The organism is Parabacteroides chongii, from assembly GCF_029581355.1.
Classification (GTDB): Bacteria; Bacteroidota; Bacteroidia; order Bacteroidales; family Tannerellaceae; genus Parabacteroides; species Parabacteroides chongii.
Genome location: NZ_CP120849.1, coordinates 5,747,816 through 5,769,775, shown reverse-complemented (window position 1 = coordinate 5,769,775; position 21,960 = coordinate 5,747,816). Strand labels below are relative to the sequence as shown.

The window sequence follows — 21,960 nt, the reverse complement described above, 5'->3', positions numbered from 1 at the left end:
AGTCAAACATTCTTTATATCAAACAACTTTAACCTGAAATGTGCACACTTTAGGGTTTTTTGAGCACTCTGACAGGTGCTTTTCCCCATGTTTAATTGCCTTTTGCTGCATCCAGTCGTTTTACCACCTGACCATAAATAATCAGGGCAAATGCCGATACTAAAGCGATTGCTCCAAAGTAGTACCAGATATAATGGGCATTGGCACTGGCTGCCACCCATTCTTCATGCGTAGCGAACAGGTTCGGCTCCGGACAATATTTGCTTAGTAAGAAACCGGATAATCCGAATCCGAGAATGGACGACAGGAATGAGTGGAGATGACTGAAGCCTAGGTATAACCCTTCTTCTCCTTTGGGGGCCTGCAATGAGAAATATTCGAGGAAACGGGGAGATATAAATGTCTCAGCCAATCCCTGGAAAACGATACCGACTACCATCATAAAGGCAACCGGATGCATACCCAGAATCGTTGTATTTCCATCGAGCATATTTCCCGAAGCCATACAAAGTGCGGATATCGGCATAATGAACATGCCGAATGTCATAGAGGTCAGCGCTGTTTTTTTACGCATTAACTGGGTGACCAGATTAACGGTCAGCACAACCACCAACGGGTTTACGTTGGCATACCAGGAGGGAGAAGCCCCTTCTCCTGCCAAACGTAAAACATACTTAGGCATGGTTGCATACAACTGGTGCTGAACCATCCAGAATCCGGAGATGATAAAGATCAGTATAATCAGGCGACCGTTCGTACATACTTTGATCAATGCTTTCCATATCTGTCCGAATGTCTTTCCTTCTCCTGAATGCTGGCTGCTTTTATAGAAGAACCAGATCGCGAGTAAGGCGAGAAAAGTCATCGAAGCGGAGAAATAGTTGAGGGTGATCAATCCTTCGTTCCCTAATGCTTCGCGCAATGGTTTTACAATCGTTTTGCCGGAGAAAGCTCCGATATTTACCATTGCATAGAATATGGAGAAACCTTTGGCACGGGTTTCGGGAGTCGTTTCTTTGGCTACCGTTCCGGAGATCACACTCTTGATGAATGAGCCGCCGATAACGATCAGTATCATGATCGGGATAATCCCATAACGAAGATTACTTTCAAGCAATCCGGTAAATGTAGTCGTAGTCCCGTATTCGACCAGTCCGGCAGACTGAAGCCAGGTAGGATAAAGTCCTAGACCGGCATAACCGATAGTCAGTAAAGAAAAAGCCAGCAGCATGGAATTGCGGAATCCGATTTTATCGGCCAATGCACCGGCAAAAGTTGGAAGGAAATAGAGAAATGCAGAGAATGTTCCGGCGATAGTTGCCGCCTGTATGTCGTTGAACCCGAGGATGCGGCTGAGATAAAGGGTTATTACGATAAATACGCCGTAGTAAGCAGCACGCTCAAATAGTTCGACGGTATTGGCTACCCAAAACGCTTTACTGAATTTGATTTTCTCTTTCTTTGTCGTTGTGTTCATGTGATAGTTATTTGTTTTTAGAATATAGAATATAAAACGTAAAACGCAGGTATAGGCAGATGAGAAAATTAGAGCTGCGTATACCTGCGTGTATTTACATTTCGTGTAAGTCTTTTTTTATTTCTTTACAGTGTAAGTTTGATGAATAGCCTTGTCGAAAGCTTTCCAGTGTTCGTCAGTCATGTTACCTGGTGTGAACAGAGCCACACCGGCTGCACCGGCTTCCATTGATCCGCGAACGGCTTCTTCAATCTCCGACGGGATCAATCCGTGTCCTTCCGGATCTTTGATGTTGGCTTTGTTTTGCCAGTCGCGACAGATGAACAGACCGCTGTAAACAGGTTTTTCTCCCTTGACAGAGTTCACTTCTTCTTTGGTCACTTTGCCTACCCAGGCAGCATCTTCCAGGTAGAAATCGTTGTAGTTCATTGGGAAGAATGCATCGATATTCCATTTGTTCCATTCCTGGCGAACCATCCATTTGGCATGAGAGTCAGGACCGGGGAATACGGCAGCACTTACCTTCTTACCTTTTGCGTGAACAGTATCGGCAATGCGGTCGACCAGCTTTGTGATCAGGTCGCAGCGGAATTGTGCCCATTCTTTGCATTTGGAAGGATCTTCAACCGATTTGATGTCGATGCCGGTAGTAGCTTTGAAGTCGGCTACACATTTATCGCAATAGCAATAGTCGGCAGTCGGATATTCTTCATCCATCACTAAGCCGTATTTTTCCCAAAGACCTTTTGCCAGGATCACGTCTACATAGCGGATGTAGTCCAGGTGGACATAATCCACTTCCGGGATATCAGCCACTTTGCCATACAGGTCAGTAAGGAATTCTGCCGTACCTTCATGGTTCGGACAAAGACATTTGTAATAAGGAACATATGCCTGTACTTCGTAAGCAGGTTCACCTTTACGGTTTACGGCATAAAGGGTTGAATCCATACCTCCTTGCAGCATGGCAGGGATCCAGGCATGATATTCCATACCGTTTGCATGAGCGACTTTCGCTGCACGCTGAATTTTCTGTAAGTCGTGTCCGGCATTATAGCACATACCGTCCAGGCCATGAGACTTCCATTTACTAAAATCGGCTTGTAAGGTCTCTTCGGTCGTGTTACCTCCTTCGCCTTGCCAGCCGTACACTTTGATTTTTGATTCCGGTGCTTTCGTGCAAGCCGTTGCCAGAAGGGCAACGGCTGCTAAAGCGATAAATACTTTTTTCATTCAGATTTGTTTGTTATTAAATTTCACAAGCACAGAGAGTCGGAATCAGGTTACGGTCACCGTATGCATTGTCTACGCGTGCCACATTGATCCAGAATTTACTGTCATGCAACCATTCCAGTGGGAAGGCTGCTTTACTACGAGGGTATTCATGCTTCCATTCATCGGCTGTTACTTCGTATTCAGGATGCGGAGCATTTTTGAGCACATTATCTTCTTTGGATGCCTTACCTTCTTCTACTTCTTTGATCTCTTTCCAGATGCAGTCCATTACTTCGGCGAAGCGGTCGAGTTCGGCTTTGCTTTCGCTTTCGGTCGGTTCGACCATCAGGGTACCGTGTACCGGGAATGAGAGCGTAGGAGCATGGTAACCGAAGTCCATCAGACGTTTGGCGATATCGCCTTCGTCGATACCGGATGCTTCTTTTACACCGCGGCATTCGAGGATCAACTCATGGCCGACACGTCCTGTGGCACCTGTATAAACGATACCGTACGTATCTTTGAATTTAGAAGCCAGATAGTTCGCATTCAGGATGGCTGTTTTTGTAACGGTTTCCAATCCTTCTGTGCCCAGCATGCGGATATAAGCGTATGTGATCGGCAGGATACCGGCACTTCCGTAAGGAGCGGCAGAAACCGTATTCAGATCGCTGCCCCAGGCTACCGGATGAGAAGGTAGGAACGGAACCAGATGTTCGGCTACGCAGATCGGACCGACACCCGGGCCGCCACCACCGTGAGGTGATGCAAATGTCTTGTGCAGGTTCAGGTGGCAAACGTCTGCGCCGATGGTTCCCGGATTTGTCAATCCTACCTGGGCGTTCATGTTGGCACCGTCCATATATAACTGACCGCCGCAAGCGTGAACGATGTCGCACATTTCTTTAATGTCGGCTTCAAAAATACCGTGTGTAGACGGATAAGTGATCATGCTGGCAGCCAGGTTCTCCTTGTTGGCTTCCGCTTTGGCACGGAAATCTTCCAGGTCGATATTGCCGTTCTCGTCACATTTAACGGTAACAGTCGTATAACCGCACTGGATGGCACTCGCCGGGTTTGTACCGTGAGCCGAAGCAGGCAGCAATACGATATTGCGATGTCCCTGTCCGATGCTTTCCAGGTAAGCGCGGATAACGCGGAGACCTGTATATTCGCCGGCAGCACCTGAGTTCGGTTGTAAGGTAACACCTTTGAATCCGGTGATCTCAGCCAGGTAGCAGCATAGGTTCTCGATCAGCTCTTTGTAACCTTCTACCTGTTCTTCCGGGGCATACGGGTGAATATTCATAAACTCAGCCCGGCTTAACGGAAGCATTTCAGAAGCAGCATTCAGCTTCATCGTACATGATCCCAAAGAGATCATTGACTGAGCCAGCGATACGTCTTTGCGTCCCAGGCGGGTGATGTAACGCATCAACTCGGTTTCCGTACGATATTTCTTGAATACATCTTCTTGCAGGAAGTCCAAAGTACGGGCGAATTTCGGATCGAAATAAGTCTTTTCCGGGATCGCTTCTTCCAGCATATAATCTTTTCCGGCAGCACCGGCGAAGATATACAACAATACGCCTATATCCGTAGGCTGTGTTGTTTCGTCGATACTGATGCCTACTTGACCGCCTTCGAAGTAGCGAAGGTTCACCTTGCATTCCAATGCGATCTCGCGGAGCGCGTTGACGGATACGTTGGCAGGTAGTTCGATCTTCAAGGTATCGAAATAATCTTTATTCAGCTGTTTGTAGCCTAACTTTTCCAATTCGGCAGCCAGGAATCCGGCAGAAGCATGGATACGTCCGGCGATGTTGCGCAACCCATCTGCTCCGTGATATACAGCGTAGAATCCGGCCATTGTTGCCAGTAAAGCCTGTGCGGTACAGATGTTGGAGGTCGCCTTTTCGCGTTTGATATGCTGTTCGCGTGTTTGTAAAGCCAGACGGTAAGCCGGGTGTCCGTAAGCATCTTTCGAGATACCGATGATACGTCCCGGGATAGCACGTTTGTATTCATCTTTCGTAGCGAAGAATGCAGCAGAAGGACCGCCGTAGAACATCGGTATACCGAAACGCTGGCTGCTACCGAATACGACATCGGCACCCCATTCTCCCGGAGGAGTCAGCAATACCAGGCTCATCAGGTCGGCAGCTACGGCAACACGGGTTTCGTTCGCATTGGCTTTCGCGATGAATTCTTTGTAATCTTCAACCGAACCGTCTGCATTCGGGAACTGTACGATCGCACCGAATACTTCAGGGGTGAATGTAAATGTCTTGTAATTGCCGACCACAACATTGATTCCCTGCGGAACCATACGTGTTCGGATCACGGCCAATGTAGATTCAAAAACATTTTCATCTACAAATAAAGTGTTAGCTCCTGCCTTTGCCTGTGCGCGGCTGCGAGTTCCGTAAAACATCGTGGCAGCCTCTGCTGCTGCGGTAGCTTCGTCCAGCAGAGAACAGTTGGTCAGGGGCAGAGCTGTCAGTTCGCTGATGACAGTCTGGAAGTTCAGCAACGCTTCGAGGCGTCCCTGAGAAACTTCTGCCTGATACGGGGTATATGAAGTGTACCATACCGGATTTTCAAAAACATTACGCTGGATAGGAGCAGGACAAACTGTGTCATACCATCCCATTCCGATGTAAGAAGTGAAGACTTCGTTTTTGGAGGCAAGTTCTGCGATATGTTCTGCAAACTCCCTTTCAGTCATTGGCTCCGGAAGGTTCAGAGGTTCTTTCAGACGAATATTGGCCGGGATTGTCTGGTCAATCAGTTCGTCAACCGATTTAACACCGATAGCTTCAAGCATAGCCGGAATATCTTCCTTTGCAATGCCGACGTGGCGGTTTACAAATTTATTTGTGTCCATAGTATTTAATGTGTTTATAAATAAGGATTGTTTAATTTTTCGTCGATAACTCTCGTTTCCGGGCCATGTCCGGGGTAAATGACCGTTTCGTCCGGCAGTGACAACAACTTATCGTTGATGGCAGCGATCAATACATCCTGATTGCCGCCCCACAAGTCCGTACGTCCGATGCTTCCGGCAAATAAGGCATCTCCCACGATGGCGAAACCGTTCTTCTTATTATAGAAGGCAACGCTTCCGGGAGAATGACCGGGAACAGTCAGTACCTGCAACTCCGAATGGCCGAACTTGACCACTTCATTGCCGACCAACAATTTCTGAACCGGAATATGCTGATAATGTCCCGGCAATCCGAATGCCTGCGCCTGCTTGTCTGGTGGCGGAAGCTGTTCCACATCGAGCCTGTGCGCTTGCGGTGACAGCCCGTATGTTTTGAATACGAACGGATTACCAAAGATATGATCTAGATGCAAGTGAGTACATAACAGATGCTTTACCGTCAGTTTGTTCTCTGCAATGAAATCACTTAATTCTTTTTCTTCCGATGGACGAAGGCATCCGCAATCGATAATAACCGCCTCTTTGGTATCATCATACAACACGAATGTGTTTTCCTGGAAGTAATTGAACTCAAACGCTTTTATTGTGATCATAATGGTACGTAAACTACTTTTTTAGTACTAAAAAATTCTTCTTTGAAATGGTCGCCTAACTCGACAACAATCGCTTGTTTCCGAAAAGCCTGTATTTCGTGTTCCAACTCACCGCCTTTCAGGCATATTAAACCATTCGGCAGTGCGTTCTGTTGTTCCTTCCGTATGTTTTTACGGGAAATCTTAACCAGGTCGCCCAGCGGCATAACAGCCCGGCTGACAACAAAGTCGAACAGTTGCTTTTCTTCTTCAGCGCGGCAATGACGGAAAGTGACATTCTTCAAACCGATCGCTTCGGCAACGGCTTGCCCGACCTTGATCTTTTTCCCGATACTGTCTACCAGATGGAATTGTACTTCAGGAAAGAAGATAGCCAGCGGAATACCCGGAAATCCGCCTCCCGTACCGATATCCATTACAGTAGAACCATTTTTGAATTTCATCATCTTGGTTAACCCCAGCGAATGGAGCACATGATGCGGATAAAGATTCTCGATATCCTTGCGCGATATGACGTTAATCTTTGCATTCCAGTCTGTATATAAGTCGTACAGAGCTTCGTATTGTGCAAGTTGCGTTTCGTTTAGCTCCGGAAAATAAGTTTTTATCAGTTCCATAGATTGTATTTAAAATGCCAGATGTGCGATCGGACTCTCTTTTTTGAGCAGGTATTGTATCTCTTCATAGGGGAGATGTACACTCGTTGCTCCGACCACATAGGCTGCTATCTCATATTCATTAAATGTATAGGTAATCCCATTTTCGTCGATCAGGAAGTTGTTGTTCGGGAAAATCTCGTCGATGCTGAAGAAACCGATGTTTTCCAGATCCTTGGCATTCTCCACGCTGTTCTGTTTGGCGATCCGGTCTACAAGGATCTGCGCCAGGTCGTCCTGGAAATCTTCGATGAAAATATCGGATTCCGTGATTGGGGCACCGGTTTTCATGTTGATGACATGGTTGGCGGTCGCATGCGAGCCATGCGCCCCTCCGGTATAGTTTTCTACGTAGATTGAGTAACTGAGGATATCGTTCTGGTTATAGACAATATCGTTGGTAGACATTTCGTAATAAGAGAACCAAGCTCCGACCGGCGTTTCATCGGCTTTTGCCACTTCTTCCTTATATTCGCCCTCCAGGTCCTTATAATTATTCAGATAATCCTCCGTGTACTTGGCTACCGCTTCTTCCGGAGATAACTTTTCGTAACTGTCCCCGAAGTATGCAGACACAAATTGCTGCTGTATCTTTTTCAGGATCTCTTTGTCGTCATATTTAGCTGGATAAGTGAAATTTATCTGAAGGTTACAATTCGGATTCTCCGGGTTTTCCAGAAGATGATAGGTCTTGTCCACATTGATTGAATCGAATGTAATATCATTATCCGCCGTTTTTTTTGTCCCGGTGTTACAACCGCTGACAATTATACTTATGAGAAAAAGAGCTACAAGCTTTTGGCATAATTGCGTCTTCATTGTGATACAGATTTAATTGAATACTTTAAAATGCAAATGTACATGTTTATCTCCGAATTACCGAATAGATAAACGAAATTAGTTCGTGCTAAATTAGTTTTCAGTATCCTTAAAAACAGAAATGAATCAAACAGTCGGTGTTTATATAAAAGCTCACCTGAAAAGTGTTTCACCCTAGTGGAACAGTTGTTTCTACTAGGTGAAACACTTGTTTCATCCTAATGAAACACTTTAAGCAATGTAGTTTAATGATTTTAGTTGACTACTATCTGTCTAATATATAAGATCGGTTGACTCGGCTTATACCTAAGTTATAAAAAAAGTTGTCCTTTTTGTAGAGTCTGGGAATTGGAGGAAGGAATAGAAGATATGTATATATTTTTTAGCGAAAAATTGATTATTTGAATCTTCTGTGTATCTTTGTTCCGCACATGAAATGCAAGGTGTTGCAACATGGGCAATTTGTTAGTTAGACATAAGCGTTTTTAAATATTATTTGACATTGAAATCTCGACAATTTCATCCCAACAAATAATAGTACTGTAAATGCAAATGTTCTTTTCTATTTATACACACCGAGAGAATTGTAGAAATTGATTCGTGTATATGGATAAGAGCGTGGTACTGTTATATATATTGTTGGGGGGCCTGTCGAGAGCCTCAATGTCTATATATCAACAGTTTCCACGCTTCTTTTGTTTAGCAGGCAACCGATAGGTTTCCTGAATATGATTGGTTATCATCTTTCGTCAGGTACGATCTTCTTCATGTAATTTCATTCAAAAATAAGATAATTCTTTATTTCTTGAAACTAAGCCTATCGGATGCCTCCATTTGTATGAACTTTCTGATATAAATGAACATATTCAAGGCTTACTTGTTATATAGACGAAAGGGTAAAATTTGGTCTACCATTAAGGTATTAAAATTAGCAGATAAATTTACGATTAAAAAGTCATTTCGGATTCACTGCGTGCGTCCGGAAGAGGAATTTTGCTTGTCCGGCCAGTCTGAGCCGGAGCACGCCCCCTTGTTTCATAAACCTAAGTAATAATCAATATATGGCAAAAATAGAAATAAAAAACTTATCCATCCTTTTCGGTCCCGAAAAGAGCCGGGCGAAAAAGATGATCCTGAAAGGGAAAAGCAAACAGGAAATACTAAAAGAAACAGGCTGTACCGTTGCCGTGCGTAACGCGAACCTGGAAATAGAAGAAGGCGAGATGTTTGTCATTATGGGGCTTTCCGGCAGCGGTAAATCGACCTTATTACGCTGTATCAACCGGCTGAACGAGCCGACAATGGGAGAGATTCGGGTGAACGGGATAGATATAACCCGTTCGTCGGACAAGGAACTGTTGCAGATACGGCGAAAAGAGTTGGCGATGGTTTTCCAGCACTTCGGCCTGCTACCTCACCGCACCGTCCTGAATAACGTATCCTTCGGCCTCGAATTGCAAGGCGTCCCTAAGCAGGAACGCGAAAAGAAAGCCCTGGAGAGCATCCTTCAGGTCGGTCTGAAAGGGTACGAAAACCAGCGGGTCGATGAACTGTCAGGCGGAATGCAGCAGCGCGTCGGACTGGCACGTGCCCTGGCAAACAATCCCGAGGTCCTTTTGATGGATGAAGCCTTCTCTGCACTCGACCCGCTGATCCGTGAACAGATGCAGGACGAGTTGCTGCTCTTGCAGGAGAAGATGAAAAGGACGATCGTCTTTATCACCCACGACCTGGACGAGGCGATCAAGCTGGGCGACCGTATCGCCATTATGAAAGACGGTGTCATCGTGCAGGTGGGAACACCGGAAGAGATACTGACCGACCCTGCCAACGATTACGTCACCCGTTTTACGGAAAGCGTGGACCGCGGCCGAATCGTAACAGCCTCGTCAATCATGCTCAGGCAACCCATTGTTGTCAGGATCAAAAGGGACGGTCCGGAAACCATCCTCCGGAAGATGCGCGAAAGACGCCTCTACGCACTGCCCGTCATCGGCAATGATGACCAATTCATCGGAGAGATACACTATAAAGATGTACTGAACCTGCGGAAAGAAGGCGGGAAGGATATCGGCTCCATTATCAAAAAAGAAGTCCCGTCCGTTCTCGAAAATACCATTGTGGAAGATATGCTCCCTCTGCTGTCCAAAGTACGGCAGGCATTGCCGGTAGTCGATGAGAACAACCGTTTGCTGGGCGTTATCCCTCCGTCCGCCATCATCATTGAAATGACAGGAAAAGACGAAAAAGAAATAGAAGAAATAATTCAAAACGCAATAGATTTATGATCAATATCGGAAAATATATAGAAATCGTCATCAACTGGATGACGGAACACTGGGCGCATTTTTTTGATGTCGTCAATAACCTGATCGGAGGCTTTATCGATGCCTTCCAGAACGGCCTGCTATGGATACCTTTTTTTATAATGATTGCAGCCCTGACCGTATTGGCTTGGTATAAAGCCGGAAAAGGGACTGCCGCTTTGACACTACTGGGGTTGCTTCTGATCTACGGAATGGGCTTTTGGGAACAGACTATGCAGACCGTCGCATTAGTTCTGTCCTCTACCGTGATTGCCCTGGTCCTCGGTGTACCGCTGGGAATATGGACGGCGCGTAACCGGGTTGCTGCCAAGATAATCCGCCCCGTCATGGACCTGATGCAGACCATGCCCGCCTTCGTTTACCTGATCCCCGCGGTTTTGTTCTTCGGATTGGGACCCGTACCAGGTGCATTCGCGACCGTTATTTTCGCCATGCCGCCCGTAGTTCGTCTGACGGACCTCGGTATCCGGCAGGTTCCGGAAGATATCGTCGAGGCGACCCGTTCTTTTGGTGCCACCTCCGGACAGTTGCTATTCAAAGTACAGCTTCCTTTGGCATTGCCGACGATTATGACCGGCGTCAATCAGACAATCATGATGGCGCTCTCGATGGTGGTCATCGCCGCAATGATCTCGGCAGGCGGTTTGGGTGAGATAGTCCTCAAAGGAATCACCCAGATGAAGATCGGCCTCGGTTTTGAAGGCGGCATTGCCGTCGTGATCCTCGCGATCATCCTCGACCGTATTACCCAGGGATTTGTCCGCAAGAAATAAGCGGCCCTTAGTTATTCACTCCATAAAAGAATTTATATGAAAAGATTATTTATACTTATCAACCTGATCCTGCTGCTGGCTGTCCTGATGTTCCTGGTCAGCTGCAACCGTGCCAAAGACCCGAAAGAAATTTCCATCGGCTACGTGAACTGGTCGGAAGGCATCGCCATGAGTTATCTTGCCAAGGCGATGCTGGAGGAGCAGGGCTACAAGGTGATATTGAAGAATGCCGACATCGCCCCGATCTTCACCTCGGTAGCAGCCGGAAAAGTCGACCTCTTTCTGGATGCCTGGCTTCCGAATACCCATGTCGACTACATGAAGAAATACGGCGACCGCCTGGAAACGATCGGCATCCCTTTTGAGAACGCCCGTTTAGGTCTGGCCGTCCCGTCCTACGTGACGATCAATACGATCGAAGAACTGAATGCCAATAAGGAACGCTTCAAAGGCGAAATTATCGGTATCGATATTGGTGCCAGCCTGATGAACCTGACGGAAGACGCCGTAAACGATTACGGCCTGCAACTCAAATTAATGCCTTCCAGCGGCCCGACCATGACCGCCTTCCTCCAGAAGTCCGTGGAGCATAACGACTGGATCGTCGTCACAGGCTGGACCCCCCACTGGATGTTCGCCCGTTATGACCTCAAGTTCCTCGACGACGACAAAGGTGTTTATGGCGATACCGAGCATATTGCAGCCGTTGCCACCAAAGGCTTCTCCGAGACGCACCCATTTGTGGCGGCCTTCTTCAAAAACTTTAGATTCACCAACGAGCAGTTGAGCGAACTGATGAACATCATGGAAGACTATCCGTTACGCGAACTGGAAGGCGCAAAAGTTTGGTTGAAAAAGCACCCCGAAATAGTTGATTTATTTTTATCTTCGCAGACAAATAATCTAACTCAACTGAACAGATATGAAACAGATCGCGAAAATAGCCTGCCTGCTGCTGGGACTGGCAATCAGTAACCCTTTTATGAAGGCGGAAAATAAAAAGAGTATGAATATCATATTTATAGGAAACAGCATTACTGCCGGAGCTTTGATCGCAGACCCTGCGCACGATGCCCCTCCGGTGAAAGCAGCCTTGTACCTGACCAAACAACACTCCGTCACATCGGTCAAATACTCCAATCAGGGAGTAAGCGGCTGCACGACCACGGATTATCTTCCGGCTACGGAAACCTTGTTCCCGAAAGCGAGAGCCGCCGCCGACAAGTTTGCCGATGAAACCTGGGCGACCCTGATCTTCTCCATTATGCTGGGGACGAATGACAGCGCTATCACCGGTCCGAACGGTGCACCCGCTTCGCCGGAGAAATACGAGGAAAACATGAAAGCCATCATCAACCAGTTGCTCGCCTTGTACCCGACTTGCAAGATCGTCCTGAACCGTCCGGTATGGTACAGTCCGAACACGTACAACGGGGCAATGTATCTGAAGGAGGGGCTGAACCGTTTGCAAAGTTACTATCCGGTACTGCAATCGCTCGTGGAAGAATATGCCAAACGTTTCCCCGGACAAGTGTTCATGGGCGACACGGAGGCATTCGATTATTTCAAGGAAAACTACCTGACAGACCTTTTCCCTGAAGACGGGAATGCCGGAACCTTCTATCTCCATCCCAACGAGAAAGGCGCGGCGGTGCTGGGTGAGTTTTGGGGGAAAGCCATTTTGAAGGCTGTCGAATAAACCGGATGCCGCTTAATGGCAGAAAAGCCGCATCCGGTGCTTTCATATAAAAGTCTATAGTAAGTAATAGGATGTTGTGTCTCTATCTTTTGGCGAGATGATGATCCATGATCGCCACATGATGTTCGCCGTACAGCTTCAGCTTTTCGACGATGTTCTTGGCTGTAGCTTCTTCTTCCACCTGCTCACGAACGAATCCCCAAAGGAAATCCTGCGTAGCCTTGTCATTTTCAGCGTGGGCGATGTCTACCAGCTTGTCGATCAGCTCCGATACATGTACTTCGTGCGAATAAACATGCTCGAATACTTCCAGCGGTGTACCGAAAGCGGTCGGAACCACATTGACCTGATCCAGTTTCACCTGTCCGCCACGCTGAATGGAGTAATCGATCATTTTATACGCATGTTCCAGTTCTTCCTGTGATTGCTTTTTCATCCAATGTGCACAGCCGTCCAGACCGATCTGGCTAAAATGGATATACATGGATAAATAAAGATTGGAAGACCACATCTCTGCCAATATCTGCTCATTGAGAGCATCGGATAATTTTCTACTTAAAATCATAGTTGTATGTTTTATATTATGTTTATTGATTTTATAATAAAACAAACAGCTATCGGATTTGTTCCAAAAATAAGAAGTTCTTATCTTCGTTTTATATCTATAAACATCAGATCGTATGAAAAAGAAAATAGAAGCCATCATGATCCGCCTGCGTTCGGCAGTCAGACAACATCCGGTAGAAGTCTTCATGTCAGTCGTTTTCAGCCTGGCAGGATGTGTTCATTTCGAGAGCGGGTATGAATACGACTTCCTCGTGGGACCGCTGTCCTATTTTCCGATCCTGTTTTTGGCGACCTATACGCTGAACGGCCTGACAAAGCCGGGTAGTCCGGCTGCAGCTATCCGGTTGCGTCCCATATATTATCTTTCCGCGTTCTTCTTTATACCGTTCCTTTGGATGACGGATACAGCCATTTGGACACCGACCTATCTGGTCTCGCTGGTCGTGATACAGCTCGTCTACCTCATAAGCGGCTGGAAACGCGACAATGACGATTTTGTCCGTATTGCCCTGCGCTATCTCAAAGCGATGCTGTCAGCCGGACTGCTTGCCGGAGTCGCCTATCTGCTGGCGATATCCATCAATGCTTCCATACGATATATCTTTGAAATATGGGAAGACAGTTACAGATGGTTCTACACCGAGGCTGCGTATCTGATATTTATGTGCGGGATGCCTTTGCTGTTTTTAATGTTCAACCAGGAGAAAGAGGAGAGGGACGAGAGCCGCAACCGGCTGTTTGAAGTCTTGCTGAACTATGTCCTTTCACCCGTGCTGCTGATCTATGCGGTGATATTGTACCTCTATTTTATTAAGGTAGCCGTGCTATGGTCATTGCCGAAAGGAGCGGTAGCTTATATCGTAGTCAGTTTTATTTCGGCTACATTTATATTGAAAGGATGTCAGGTGTTCCTTTCCAAAAGGTATTACGACTGGTTTTATAAATACGCCAGCTGGGTGGTATTGCCCGCGCTGGTGATGTACTGGATCGGGACTTATTACCGTATCAACCAGTACGGCTTTACGGAACCCCGTGTTTATTTGGTCGCAGTGGGAGGGATACTGACCGGACTGGTCGTGCTGTTCCTGACGAAACGGTGGGGCAGGTATTTGTATGCCGCATGTCTGTCGGTCGTCCTGCTGTCGGCGGTTACTTATATTCCGGGCATCACGGCAAAGGATATCGAAAGGATTTCGCAAGAGGGAAGGGAGAACGAGCCGGGGAATGAGAGACGTTACGACCGGTATTCCTATATGGAGATAGACAACAAGTATCCGATCGATCTTTCCGGTTACCAGTTGCTGATCCCTGTGACAGGCTATCAGAACGATAATTGCATGTACACCATCAACAACAACGATACATTACGTTTATTTAACAAAGACAAGGCTGTTGTGTACAGCGAAGCCCTGTCTTCTTTTTGGGAGGGACAACTAAAGAAAGCCGGAGTAAATCCGACGGATACGATACCGGAAGCCGCTTTCCCCAATCTGCTTGTTTTAGATATGGATTCGGCAAAGCTGATTTTTCAGAGTATTCATTTGTATCGTCCTTCCGTCGATTCGGCGTATACAATATCTTATATGACACCTTCGTTTTATCTGAAGAAGAAAGACTGAAAACGGCATGCACATACAGTCATGCTGTTTTTCAACATCTTCGTTTATTCAATGAAAACCGTATCTTTGCAGTCCTTAAAAATGAAGTTATGAAAAGATATTGTCAAAAATAATCAGATGGAAAAGAAAAACAAACAAAGCTTATTCGCCGCCCCGAACGGCAAATCCTACCTTATCCCGTTTATCCTGATCACGAGCCTGTTCCTTTTGTGGGGATTTGCACACGGATTGCTGGACGTTCTGAATAAACATTTCCAGGGAGCTTTCACCATGACGAAAGCCGAAAGCGGCCTGGTGCAATTCTCTACCTACATCGCTTATTTCCTGATGGCGCTGCCTGCGGGTATGTTTATGAAACGTTACGGTTATAAGCAAGGCATTATCCTCGGGTTGCTGCTTTTTGCTGCGGGTGCTTTTGCTTTTATACCTGCCGCTTTCCTGCATTCGGCAACCCCTTTTTTGGTGGCGTTGTTTGTTATCGCCTGCGGATTATGTATTTTGGAGACGGCTGCAAATCCGTATTCAACCATACTCGGTCCGGCAGAATCGGGTGCACAACGATTGAATCTCTCGCAGTCGTTCAACGGATTGGGATGGATATTAGGCCCGCTGGTTGGCGGAGCATTGATCTTCGGTGGGGCGCAGGATGATCCTTTCACGTTGACAAAGCCCTATATATTGGTAGGCTGCGTCGTGTTGCTGGTAGCTGTCCTGTTCTTCTTCACACGTCTGCCGGAAGTGAAGACGGAGGAACTGGAGGAGGCTGCCGACGATGCGGAACTTCCGGCTACTTCCATGTGGCGGCACGGACAGTTTGTGCGGGCGGTATTGGCACAGTTCTGTTATTGTGCGGCACAGACAGGTATTTTCAGCTTCTTTATTAATTATGTAACGGAGGCGAACCCGGAAATGACGAATGTCGAGGCTTCACGGATACTTGCATTCGGTGGGATGGCATTGTTTATGATCGGCCGTCTGTCCGGCAGTTTCACGATGAAATGGATGTCGCCCGGAAAGCTGCTGACCTGGTTTGCGCTGGCGGATGCGGTTTGCATGGCATTGGTGATTGTTTCTGCAGGAACGATTTCATTGTATGCATTATATATTTCTTTCTTCTTTATGTCGATCATGTTTCCGACGATCTTCGCACTAGGACTGGAGGGGATGGGTACTTACACCAAAAAGGCTTCTTCTTATATTGTGATGGGCGTTGCCGGAGGTGCTTTCAGCCCGATGCTGATGGGATACATCGGCGAAAACAATATGGCGATCGGATTTTTCGTCCCACTGGTCGCATTCCTATACATATTATATTTCGCAATCAAATGCCGGAAATAAAAAGATTTCATTCTACAGCTGTCATGTATTTCATAAGATAAGGTGTCTAGTTCTTTGCGGTAATTGTATTTTGTGATCACGAACTTGTAGATATTATTCATAATCAGTAGTTTTAAGTATAAATATATTAAGATCACGCCTTAATTATTAATGTATGCCAATGAAGTGAGATCGTATCATAAAGTTTCTTATATTTGTATTGTATTTGTTACTGATTTATAGCAACAAATAATTTTTACAAACATAAAATTGAATAAGTATGAATGCCTTCCATTTCCAACAAAAACTAGTGAGCTTACAAGAAAACATGATGAATTTCGCTCTCATGCTCACTGCCGACCGCAATGATGCCGAGGATTTGTTGCAAGACACGACACTGAAGGTGTTAAGCAACCAGGAAAAGTTTGTTGACAATGTCAACTTCAAAGGATGGGTTTTGACAGTGATGCGTAATATTTTCATAAATAACTATCATAAAGTAGTACGTACACAGACGGTTATCGATTCGGGTGCCGATCTGTATAACTTGGATGTCACGAACGACTCCGGGTTTGAATCTCCTGATAAGGCCTATCAGATGCAGGAAATATCAAAAGCCATCGAACAATTGAACGATGACTTGAGAGTACCTTTCTCCATGTATCTGAGCGGTTATAAATATCATGAAATTGCAGAGAAGCTGGATCTTCCGTTGGGAACTATCAAAAGTCGTATCTTTTTTGCCCGTCAGGAATTACAGAAAGCTTTGAAAGATTTTCGTTATGCATAAACCGGTATTTTCCCGATACAAAAAATGGAGCATCTGTAAAGATGCTCCATTTTTTATGGCGGATGAAATACCTATCTTTGCAGGCAATCAATTAAACTTAGTATAGAATGGATAAGCAAGCGACTTTTCCCAGAAGGCAGATCATTGATATCGAATCGTGGGAACGGAAAGATAACTTTAATTTCTTCAGAAACTTCCTGAATCCCTGTATCACCATCACTTCCGAAGTAGAATGCAGTGTCGCGCGCGAAAAGGCGAAAGCGAACGGAGAGTCCTTCTTCCTGCATTACTTATATGCAATCCTGCGGGCAGCAAACGAGATCAAAGAGCTTCGGTTCCGCGTGGATAACAAGGGACAGATCCTCTATTTCGAGACAGTCGATGTGTTGTGCCCTGTCCGGATGCATGCGAATGGGAAGTTTTATACGGTCAGGATTCCCTGGAAAGAGGATTTCGGGGACTTCCACCGCGAAGCACGGCATATCATCGACTCCATTCCGGAAGACGGTGATCCGTACGCAACCGAAAACGGCTCTTCGGAGGACCAGCGATACAGCGTCATTCTGGTAAGTGCTACGCCCGACCTTTATTTTACTTCAATGACTCATACGCAGGAGCGGCCGAGCGGTAGCAGTTATCCGTTACTGAATGTCGGCAAGGCGGTTGTAAGGGATAGCAGGCTGGTGATGCCTGTCGCCATCAACGTGCATCATGGTTTTGTCGACGGTGCGCACCTGGCAACCTTTTTTCAGAAGGTAGAAGCATATTTACAATAACCGGACGCCCCTCATAACTCTTTCCCCATCTAGCGACAGGAGTATCTTCCTGCCCTTTGGAGAGGGGGCAGGGGGTGTGTCAAATCCGATCACAACCCATATTCCTCAATCTTCCTGTAAAGCGTTGTCAACCCGATCCCCAATAGCCGCGAAGTCTCCGTCTTGTTCCCTTTCGTATATTTCAGCACCTTCTGAATATGCATCTTCTCAACGCCGCTCAGATCGAATCCGGCATAAGCCTCTGTCTCTACCGCATCTGCCCGTTGTATATTCAACGGCAGCGAATCCGTATCCAGCGTATCGCCGTCGGCAATGATCAGACTGCGCTCCACCACATTGCGAAGCTCACGCACATTCCCTTTCCATTGATTTTTTTTCAGCAGATCAATGTAATCCGGCGAGATTGTCTTGATCTCTTTTCCCATCCTGGCAGACAAGGCGGAGACGAAAGCCTTCACATGCAGCGGAATATCCTCCGCACGTTCCCGTAACGCCGGCAGATGGATCTGGAAAACCGACAGGCGGTAAAATAAATCCTCCCGGAAATGTCCCTCGGCAATCTCTTTCGACAAGTCACGGTTGGTTGCCGCTATGACGCGCACATTGACCTTGACAGGACGTGTATCGCCGATCTTGATGAACTCGCCGGTTTCAAGGATACGGAGCAGCTTGGCTTGCAGGTCGAAAGCCATTTCCCCGATCTCGTCGAGGAAGATCGTGCCGTTGTCCGCCTCTTCGAAAAGACCTTTTGTCTCTTTCAATGCACCTGTAAAGGCTCCGGCCTTGTGTCCGAACATCTCACTCTCCAACAGGTCACGGCTGAAAGAAGAGCAGTTGATGGCAACGAAGGCTTTTCCGCTCCGGGTACTGTGCTGGTGGATGGATTGGGCGAAGACTTCCTTTCCCGTCCCGGTCTCACCTGTCAGGAGAACAGGCACATCGGTCTGGGCAACCTTGCGGGCGAGGGCAATCGCTTCCTGGATGGCTGGCGATTTGCCAATGATGGTGTCGAACGAGTATTGCTTGCCGACCGGCGAGGCGGACAGCTTGCTTTGCTGATAAGCGGCGGAGGCTTTTTTCATCGCCTTGGCGATCAAGGGGAGTATTTTGTTATTATCATCGCCTTTGGTGATATAATCGAAAGCACCGTTCTTGATGGCTTGTACGCCGTCGGGGATATTACCGTGCGCCGTCAGTAAAATGACTTCGGAGAGGGGGCGCAGCTTCTTTAGTTCGCTGACAAGTTCGACGCCGCTGCCGTCGGGCAGGCAGACATCGCACAGGATTACTTCGGGCGTATGCTGCTCCAGTTGTTTCAGACCCGCCTTGCAGGTGGCCGCCTGGAGAACATCGTATCCTTCCAGTCCGATGATCCGTGATAATAAACCTAAAATCTGCTTTTCGTCGTCAATAATCAATACTTTTCCCATCTTGTCCGCTTTCTGATAACCATCGCAAATGTACGATGATTATTTTTTTCCGCAAGGGGATGCAAAAGAATAATATGAAAGGCTACAGCAGGTTTATCAGGGCTTGCTTGTTTAGGATCTTCACCTTTCCTCTGCCCAGGCTGATGAATCCGCTCTCTACGAGCTTGCCGATTTCCTTGGAAAGGGCAGGGCGGGTGACTCCGAAGTATTCGGCGAGCTGCACCTGGTTGTGTTCCATCTCAACGATATCTTCACCTTCCTTCAGATGGTCGAGCAAATAATAGATATAACGGCTGCGGATACCACGGAAAGATAAAACACGCAGGCGGGTCATTGTGCATTTGTTGCAACTCGTACTGACACAAAGGAAGTTATGGAGTAAAAGAGGCGTGGTATGCATGACCTTAAAGAAAGATTCTTTGGGTATCTTCATCAGAACGACATCTTCCTCGACAGAGAAGGTGGCAGGGAACTGATTCTTCTCAGCGAACACATGCGGAGTGGCAAAAGTTCTGGGTGCCTTAATGACCTCAACCCGTACTTCACCTCCTGAAACATCGACTACATCTACGTTCAGCTTACCTTTCAGCAATACATGTATGGCATGACAGGGAGAGCCCTGGTGGATAATGGTTTTTCCTTTCGAATGCTCTTCAATAGTATATTCAATATTTTCCAGAAACTCGTCCTGCATCTTCTGCGTAAAATTCCGGAACAGTGGTATTTTAAAGATATCGGTTATATTCATTCGGCATTGATTTAGTATTGGAAATGTTCCATACAAAGATAAGAACATTTCCGATACTGCAAACTACCATTTGGCAGTAAATATTCTTGGATTAATGTTGATCGACAACCATCCCCAGTCCTGCCAGCTGTCTTTGCTGCCACCTTTGACGGCTTCCATCGTCGATGTTCCGAACATGGTGGAGTAACCGGCGGAGAGCTTCACGTCTTTCATGATCTGCCAGTCGACCTGCAGGTCGAGTTCGGAACCCAGACCGCGATCGAGCTCCTTGCTGTTTATGGTAAGATCACTGGTGGTCGAGAAGTAATGATACGTCAGGGCAAGGTTTACCTTTGAGGAAGCGTTGTAAGCTACTTTTACCAGGTTATCCCACAAGCCCGGATTTAAGTTCTCCTTAAACGGTGTGGCATAATAATAATCCATAGCACCGTAGAACTTATGATGCGTTCCGTATAACGGATCGAAAGCCTTGTATTTGGCATCGGGACCGTCCGCAGTGCCTGCACCGCTCAGGTAATCGCTGCCGATACCCAGGCTCCACTGTGAATTGAATTTATAAGCGGCATTCAACGCCCAGAGGAAAGCGGAAACGTCGCGTTTGCCGGCATTCTTTCCGGACTGATAATAGAACGTACCGCCGAAAGTCCAGGCTCCCGGCTGGTAATAGAGGTTGGTACCCATCGTTTGCATAAACTGGGTATCGGATTTCTTTGTTTCAGTGTCGCCGCCTTCCAGACCCAGATTCATGAACAGGAAAGAGGCTTTGAATTCTTTGCTGGCAATATGCTGGTACCATAACGTCTGCATGTTCTTATAAGGCTGTGCACCCGGAGCATAATACGTACCATCGATTTCCGTTTCTTTATTTTGATTAAAGGCGAGGATCAGGTGGAGTTTATTCTTTTTGTTTTCGTAACCGAGTTTGAGAGCGTCGTGATAACGACCGGCAATATTCCAGTCCAGTCCGCCGAGGATACGTTCGTCGTCGTAGATCAGAGACTGGCGGCCGAGCTTGGCAAACAGGCCGTAGCCGAAATCCAGTTGGGCCCACGCCTCGTTCAGGATGAAGCGACCGTTCTTATCTATCTGCGGGTCCTGTCCCCAGACACCGACATGCTGTGCGGAAAGGCCCAGCGAGAGGTTCTGTCGCTCGTAATTCATAGAAAGACGGGCACGGTTGTTGATAAAGCCTGCCGGTCCCTGTCCTTCGCTACGGGGATTTAATACTCCGTTGCGGTATTCCGCCCTGGGGCGTATCTGCGCACTCATCGAGAAGGTATTCTCTTTCTCTTTGGATGTTTCATTTTCATCTGCTTTCATCCACACCGAGCCTAGTAACAGAAGCCCGGAAAAAACAATCACCCGTTTCTTCATATCGTTTCTATTTAAAGTTGATATTTTTATTTGCTTGTTATTCCATGTTATATACGTGCACGCTGTTTCCCTGCGCCGAAGGGAGATAGTTCACACCGAACCAGCAAACCTGCAGCAGGACAAAAGCGAACACCAATAATCCGAGAGCAATCTTATATTGTTTGTACCTGTGAAGCCTGAAATGAATATACAGCAGATTGCCCAGCCAGGTCGCTGCCGCCCAGGTCTCTTTCGGGTCCCAGCTCCAGTAATGCCCCCAGGCTTCTTTCGCCCAAAGTGCACCGAACAACATGCCGATCGTCAGAAAGGCGGTCCCTACATAGACCAGGTTGTCGCAGAGGCTCATCACCTTCCGGTCTATCGTTCTTTTTCGTGAGCGGACCAACAGATAGACCGCCACGATTGCCGCCGCTCCCAGCATCGCATAGGCAAACATATACACGATCACATGCGGTGCAAACCACGGACTCTGCAGGGCAGGCATCAGCGTCTTATTATGTATCTCCGGCTTGAACAGATTGATGCAGATAAAGACGAACGACAGCACCGTACTGAACGACAATATCCATTTATACCGCCAGCGGATATAAGTAATGATCCCTGCAACTGGCAGGAAGAACGAGTACCACAAGCGCGTCTCGCCCATCGTCCGGAGTGGCGGACGTTCCAACGACATCCACATGCCCACAATGAAAGCCATGAATATCGCCAGTCCGGCAACCGTCCACCCGATGACCCGTCCCGGCTTGTCCGTCCGGTACGCCATTGCCGCACCTATCGCCCAGCAGATGACGGACGGCAAAGCGAAATATATAAAATGACTCCAATCCATA

At 47.0% G+C, this 21,960-nt stretch carries 19 protein-coding genes; 8 read left to right on the top strand and 11 right to left on the bottom strand.

What is annotated here, in order from left to right:
* Nucleotides 1-91: 91 nt before the first annotated feature.
* The 6 genes from P3L47_RS22240 to P3L47_RS22215 all read right to left on the bottom strand — a co-directional run bounded on the left by P3L47_RS22240 (nt 92) and on the right by P3L47_RS22215 (nt 7,707).
* Nucleotides 92-1,477, bottom strand: coding sequence for an MFS transporter (locus P3L47_RS22240; protein WP_345799058.1), 1,386 nt, complete (start codon nt 1,475-1,477; stop codon nt 92-94).
* A gap of 117 nt (nt 1,478-1,594) precedes the next feature.
* Entirely contained in the window at nt 1,595-2,710 is a 1,116-nt protein-coding gene (locus tag P3L47_RS22235; RefSeq protein ID WP_277782164.1) for a glycoside hydrolase family protein, read from the bottom strand.
* A gap of 16 nt (nt 2,711-2,726) precedes the next feature.
* A complete protein-coding gene (gene gcvP / locus P3L47_RS22230; RefSeq protein ID WP_277782163.1) occupies nt 2,727-5,579 on the bottom strand; it encodes an aminomethyl-transferring glycine dehydrogenase in 2,853 nt (950 codons plus the stop codon).
* Between the two features lie 14 nt (nt 5,580-5,593).
* Nucleotides 5,594-6,232, bottom strand: coding sequence for an MBL fold metallo-hydrolase (locus P3L47_RS22225; protein WP_277782162.1), 639 nt, complete (start codon nt 6,230-6,232; stop codon nt 5,594-5,596).
* Entirely contained in the window at nt 6,229-6,849 is a 621-nt protein-coding gene (gene rsmG, locus P3L47_RS22220; protein ID WP_122363309.1) for a 16S rRNA (guanine(527)-N(7))-methyltransferase RsmG, read from the bottom strand. Before rsmG ends, P3L47_RS22225 begins: the two co-directional genes overlap by 4 nt.
* A 9-nt stretch (nt 6,850-6,858) precedes the next feature.
* Entirely contained in the window at nt 6,859-7,707 is an 849-nt protein-coding gene (locus P3L47_RS22215; protein WP_122363308.1) for a DUF3298 and DUF4163 domain-containing protein, read from the bottom strand.
* 1,061 nt (nt 7,708-8,768) lie between these two features.
* Between P3L47_RS22215 and P3L47_RS22210 the strand changes: the two genes are divergently transcribed.
* From P3L47_RS22210 to P3L47_RS22195, 4 genes are read left to right on the top strand one after another with little or no spacing between them, the layout of a single operon-like run.
* Complete coding sequence (locus P3L47_RS22210) at nt 8,769-9,995, top strand: quaternary amine ABC transporter ATP-binding protein (RefSeq protein ID WP_122363307.1); 1,227 nt, start codon at nt 8,769-8,771, stop codon at nt 9,993-9,995.
* Nucleotides 9,992-10,807 (top strand): ABC transporter permease, encoded by an 816-nt coding sequence (locus tag P3L47_RS22205; protein WP_277782161.1) that lies wholly within the window; start codon nt 9,992-9,994, stop codon nt 10,805-10,807. Before P3L47_RS22210 ends, P3L47_RS22205 begins: the two co-directional genes overlap by 4 nt.
* A gap of 36 nt (nt 10,808-10,843) precedes the next feature.
* Entirely contained in the window at nt 10,844-11,782 is a 939-nt protein-coding gene (locus tag P3L47_RS22200) for a glycine betaine ABC transporter substrate-binding protein (protein WP_277782160.1), read from the top strand.
* On the top strand, nt 11,730-12,506 hold the full coding sequence (locus P3L47_RS22195) for an SGNH/GDSL hydrolase family protein (RefSeq protein ID WP_277782159.1): 777 nt from the start codon (nt 11,730-11,732) through the stop codon (nt 12,504-12,506). The genes P3L47_RS22200 and P3L47_RS22195 overlap by 53 nt, the downstream gene beginning before the upstream one ends.
* Nucleotides 12,507-12,588: 82 nt before the next feature.
* On the opposite strand, the gene P3L47_RS22190 is transcribed toward P3L47_RS22195, so the two are convergent.
* On the bottom strand, nt 12,589-13,068 hold the full coding sequence (locus P3L47_RS22190; protein WP_199715791.1) for a ferritin: 480 nt from the start codon (nt 13,066-13,068) through the stop codon (nt 12,589-12,591).
* A gap of 118 nt (nt 13,069-13,186) precedes the next feature.
* Here P3L47_RS22190 and P3L47_RS22185 point away from each other — a divergent pair, with 118 nt between their 5' ends.
* From P3L47_RS22185 to P3L47_RS22170, 4 genes are all read left to right on the top strand, one after another.
* Nucleotides 13,187-14,692 (top strand): DUF4153 domain-containing protein, encoded by a 1,506-nt coding sequence (locus P3L47_RS22185; RefSeq protein ID WP_277782158.1) that lies wholly within the window; start codon nt 13,187-13,189, stop codon nt 14,690-14,692.
* Between the two features lie 117 nt (nt 14,693-14,809).
* Nucleotides 14,810-16,030: a sugar MFS transporter gene (locus P3L47_RS22180; RefSeq protein WP_277782157.1), complete on the top strand. Its 1,221-nt coding sequence runs from the start codon at nt 14,810-14,812 to the stop codon at nt 16,028-16,030.
* A 259-nt stretch (nt 16,031-16,289) separates the two neighbouring features.
* The gene (locus tag P3L47_RS22175; RefSeq protein WP_122363302.1) at nt 16,290-16,799 is read left to right on the top strand and encodes an RNA polymerase sigma factor; all 510 of its coding nucleotides are present in this window, start codon (nt 16,290-16,292) and stop codon (nt 16,797-16,799) included.
* Nucleotides 16,800-16,906: 107 nt separating this feature from the next.
* On the top strand, nt 16,907-17,575 hold the full coding sequence (locus tag P3L47_RS22170; RefSeq protein WP_277782156.1) for a chloramphenicol acetyltransferase: 669 nt from the start codon (nt 16,907-16,909) through the stop codon (nt 17,573-17,575).
* A gap of 89 nt (nt 17,576-17,664) precedes the next feature.
* Here the strand turns inward: P3L47_RS22170 and P3L47_RS22165 are convergent, their stop codons facing one another.
* The 4 genes from P3L47_RS22165 to ccsA all read right to left on the bottom strand — a co-directional run bounded on the left by P3L47_RS22165 (nt 17,665) and on the right by ccsA (nt 21,959).
* Nucleotides 17,665-19,005, bottom strand: a complete 1,341-nt coding sequence (locus tag P3L47_RS22165; protein WP_277782155.1) for a sigma-54-dependent transcriptional regulator — start codon at nt 19,003-19,005, stop codon at nt 17,665-17,667.
* 82 nt (nt 19,006-19,087) lie between these two features.
* Complete coding sequence (locus P3L47_RS22160) at nt 19,088-19,753, bottom strand: Crp/Fnr family transcriptional regulator (RefSeq protein ID WP_277782154.1); 666 nt, start codon at nt 19,751-19,753, stop codon at nt 19,088-19,090.
* A 63-nt stretch (nt 19,754-19,816) separates the two neighbouring features.
* Nucleotides 19,817-21,127 carry an alginate export family protein gene (locus tag P3L47_RS22155; RefSeq protein WP_277782153.1) on the bottom strand — a complete coding sequence of 437 codons (1,311 nt, stop codon included), beginning with the start codon at nt 21,125-21,127 and terminating at the stop codon, nt 19,817-19,819.
* A 37-nt stretch (nt 21,128-21,164) separates the two neighbouring features.
* The gene (ccsA, locus tag P3L47_RS22150) at nt 21,165-21,959 is read right to left on the bottom strand and encodes a cytochrome c biogenesis protein CcsA (RefSeq protein WP_277783731.1); all 795 of its coding nucleotides are present in this window, start codon (nt 21,957-21,959) and stop codon (nt 21,165-21,167) included.
* Between the last annotated feature and the right edge of the window lies 1 nt (nt 21,960).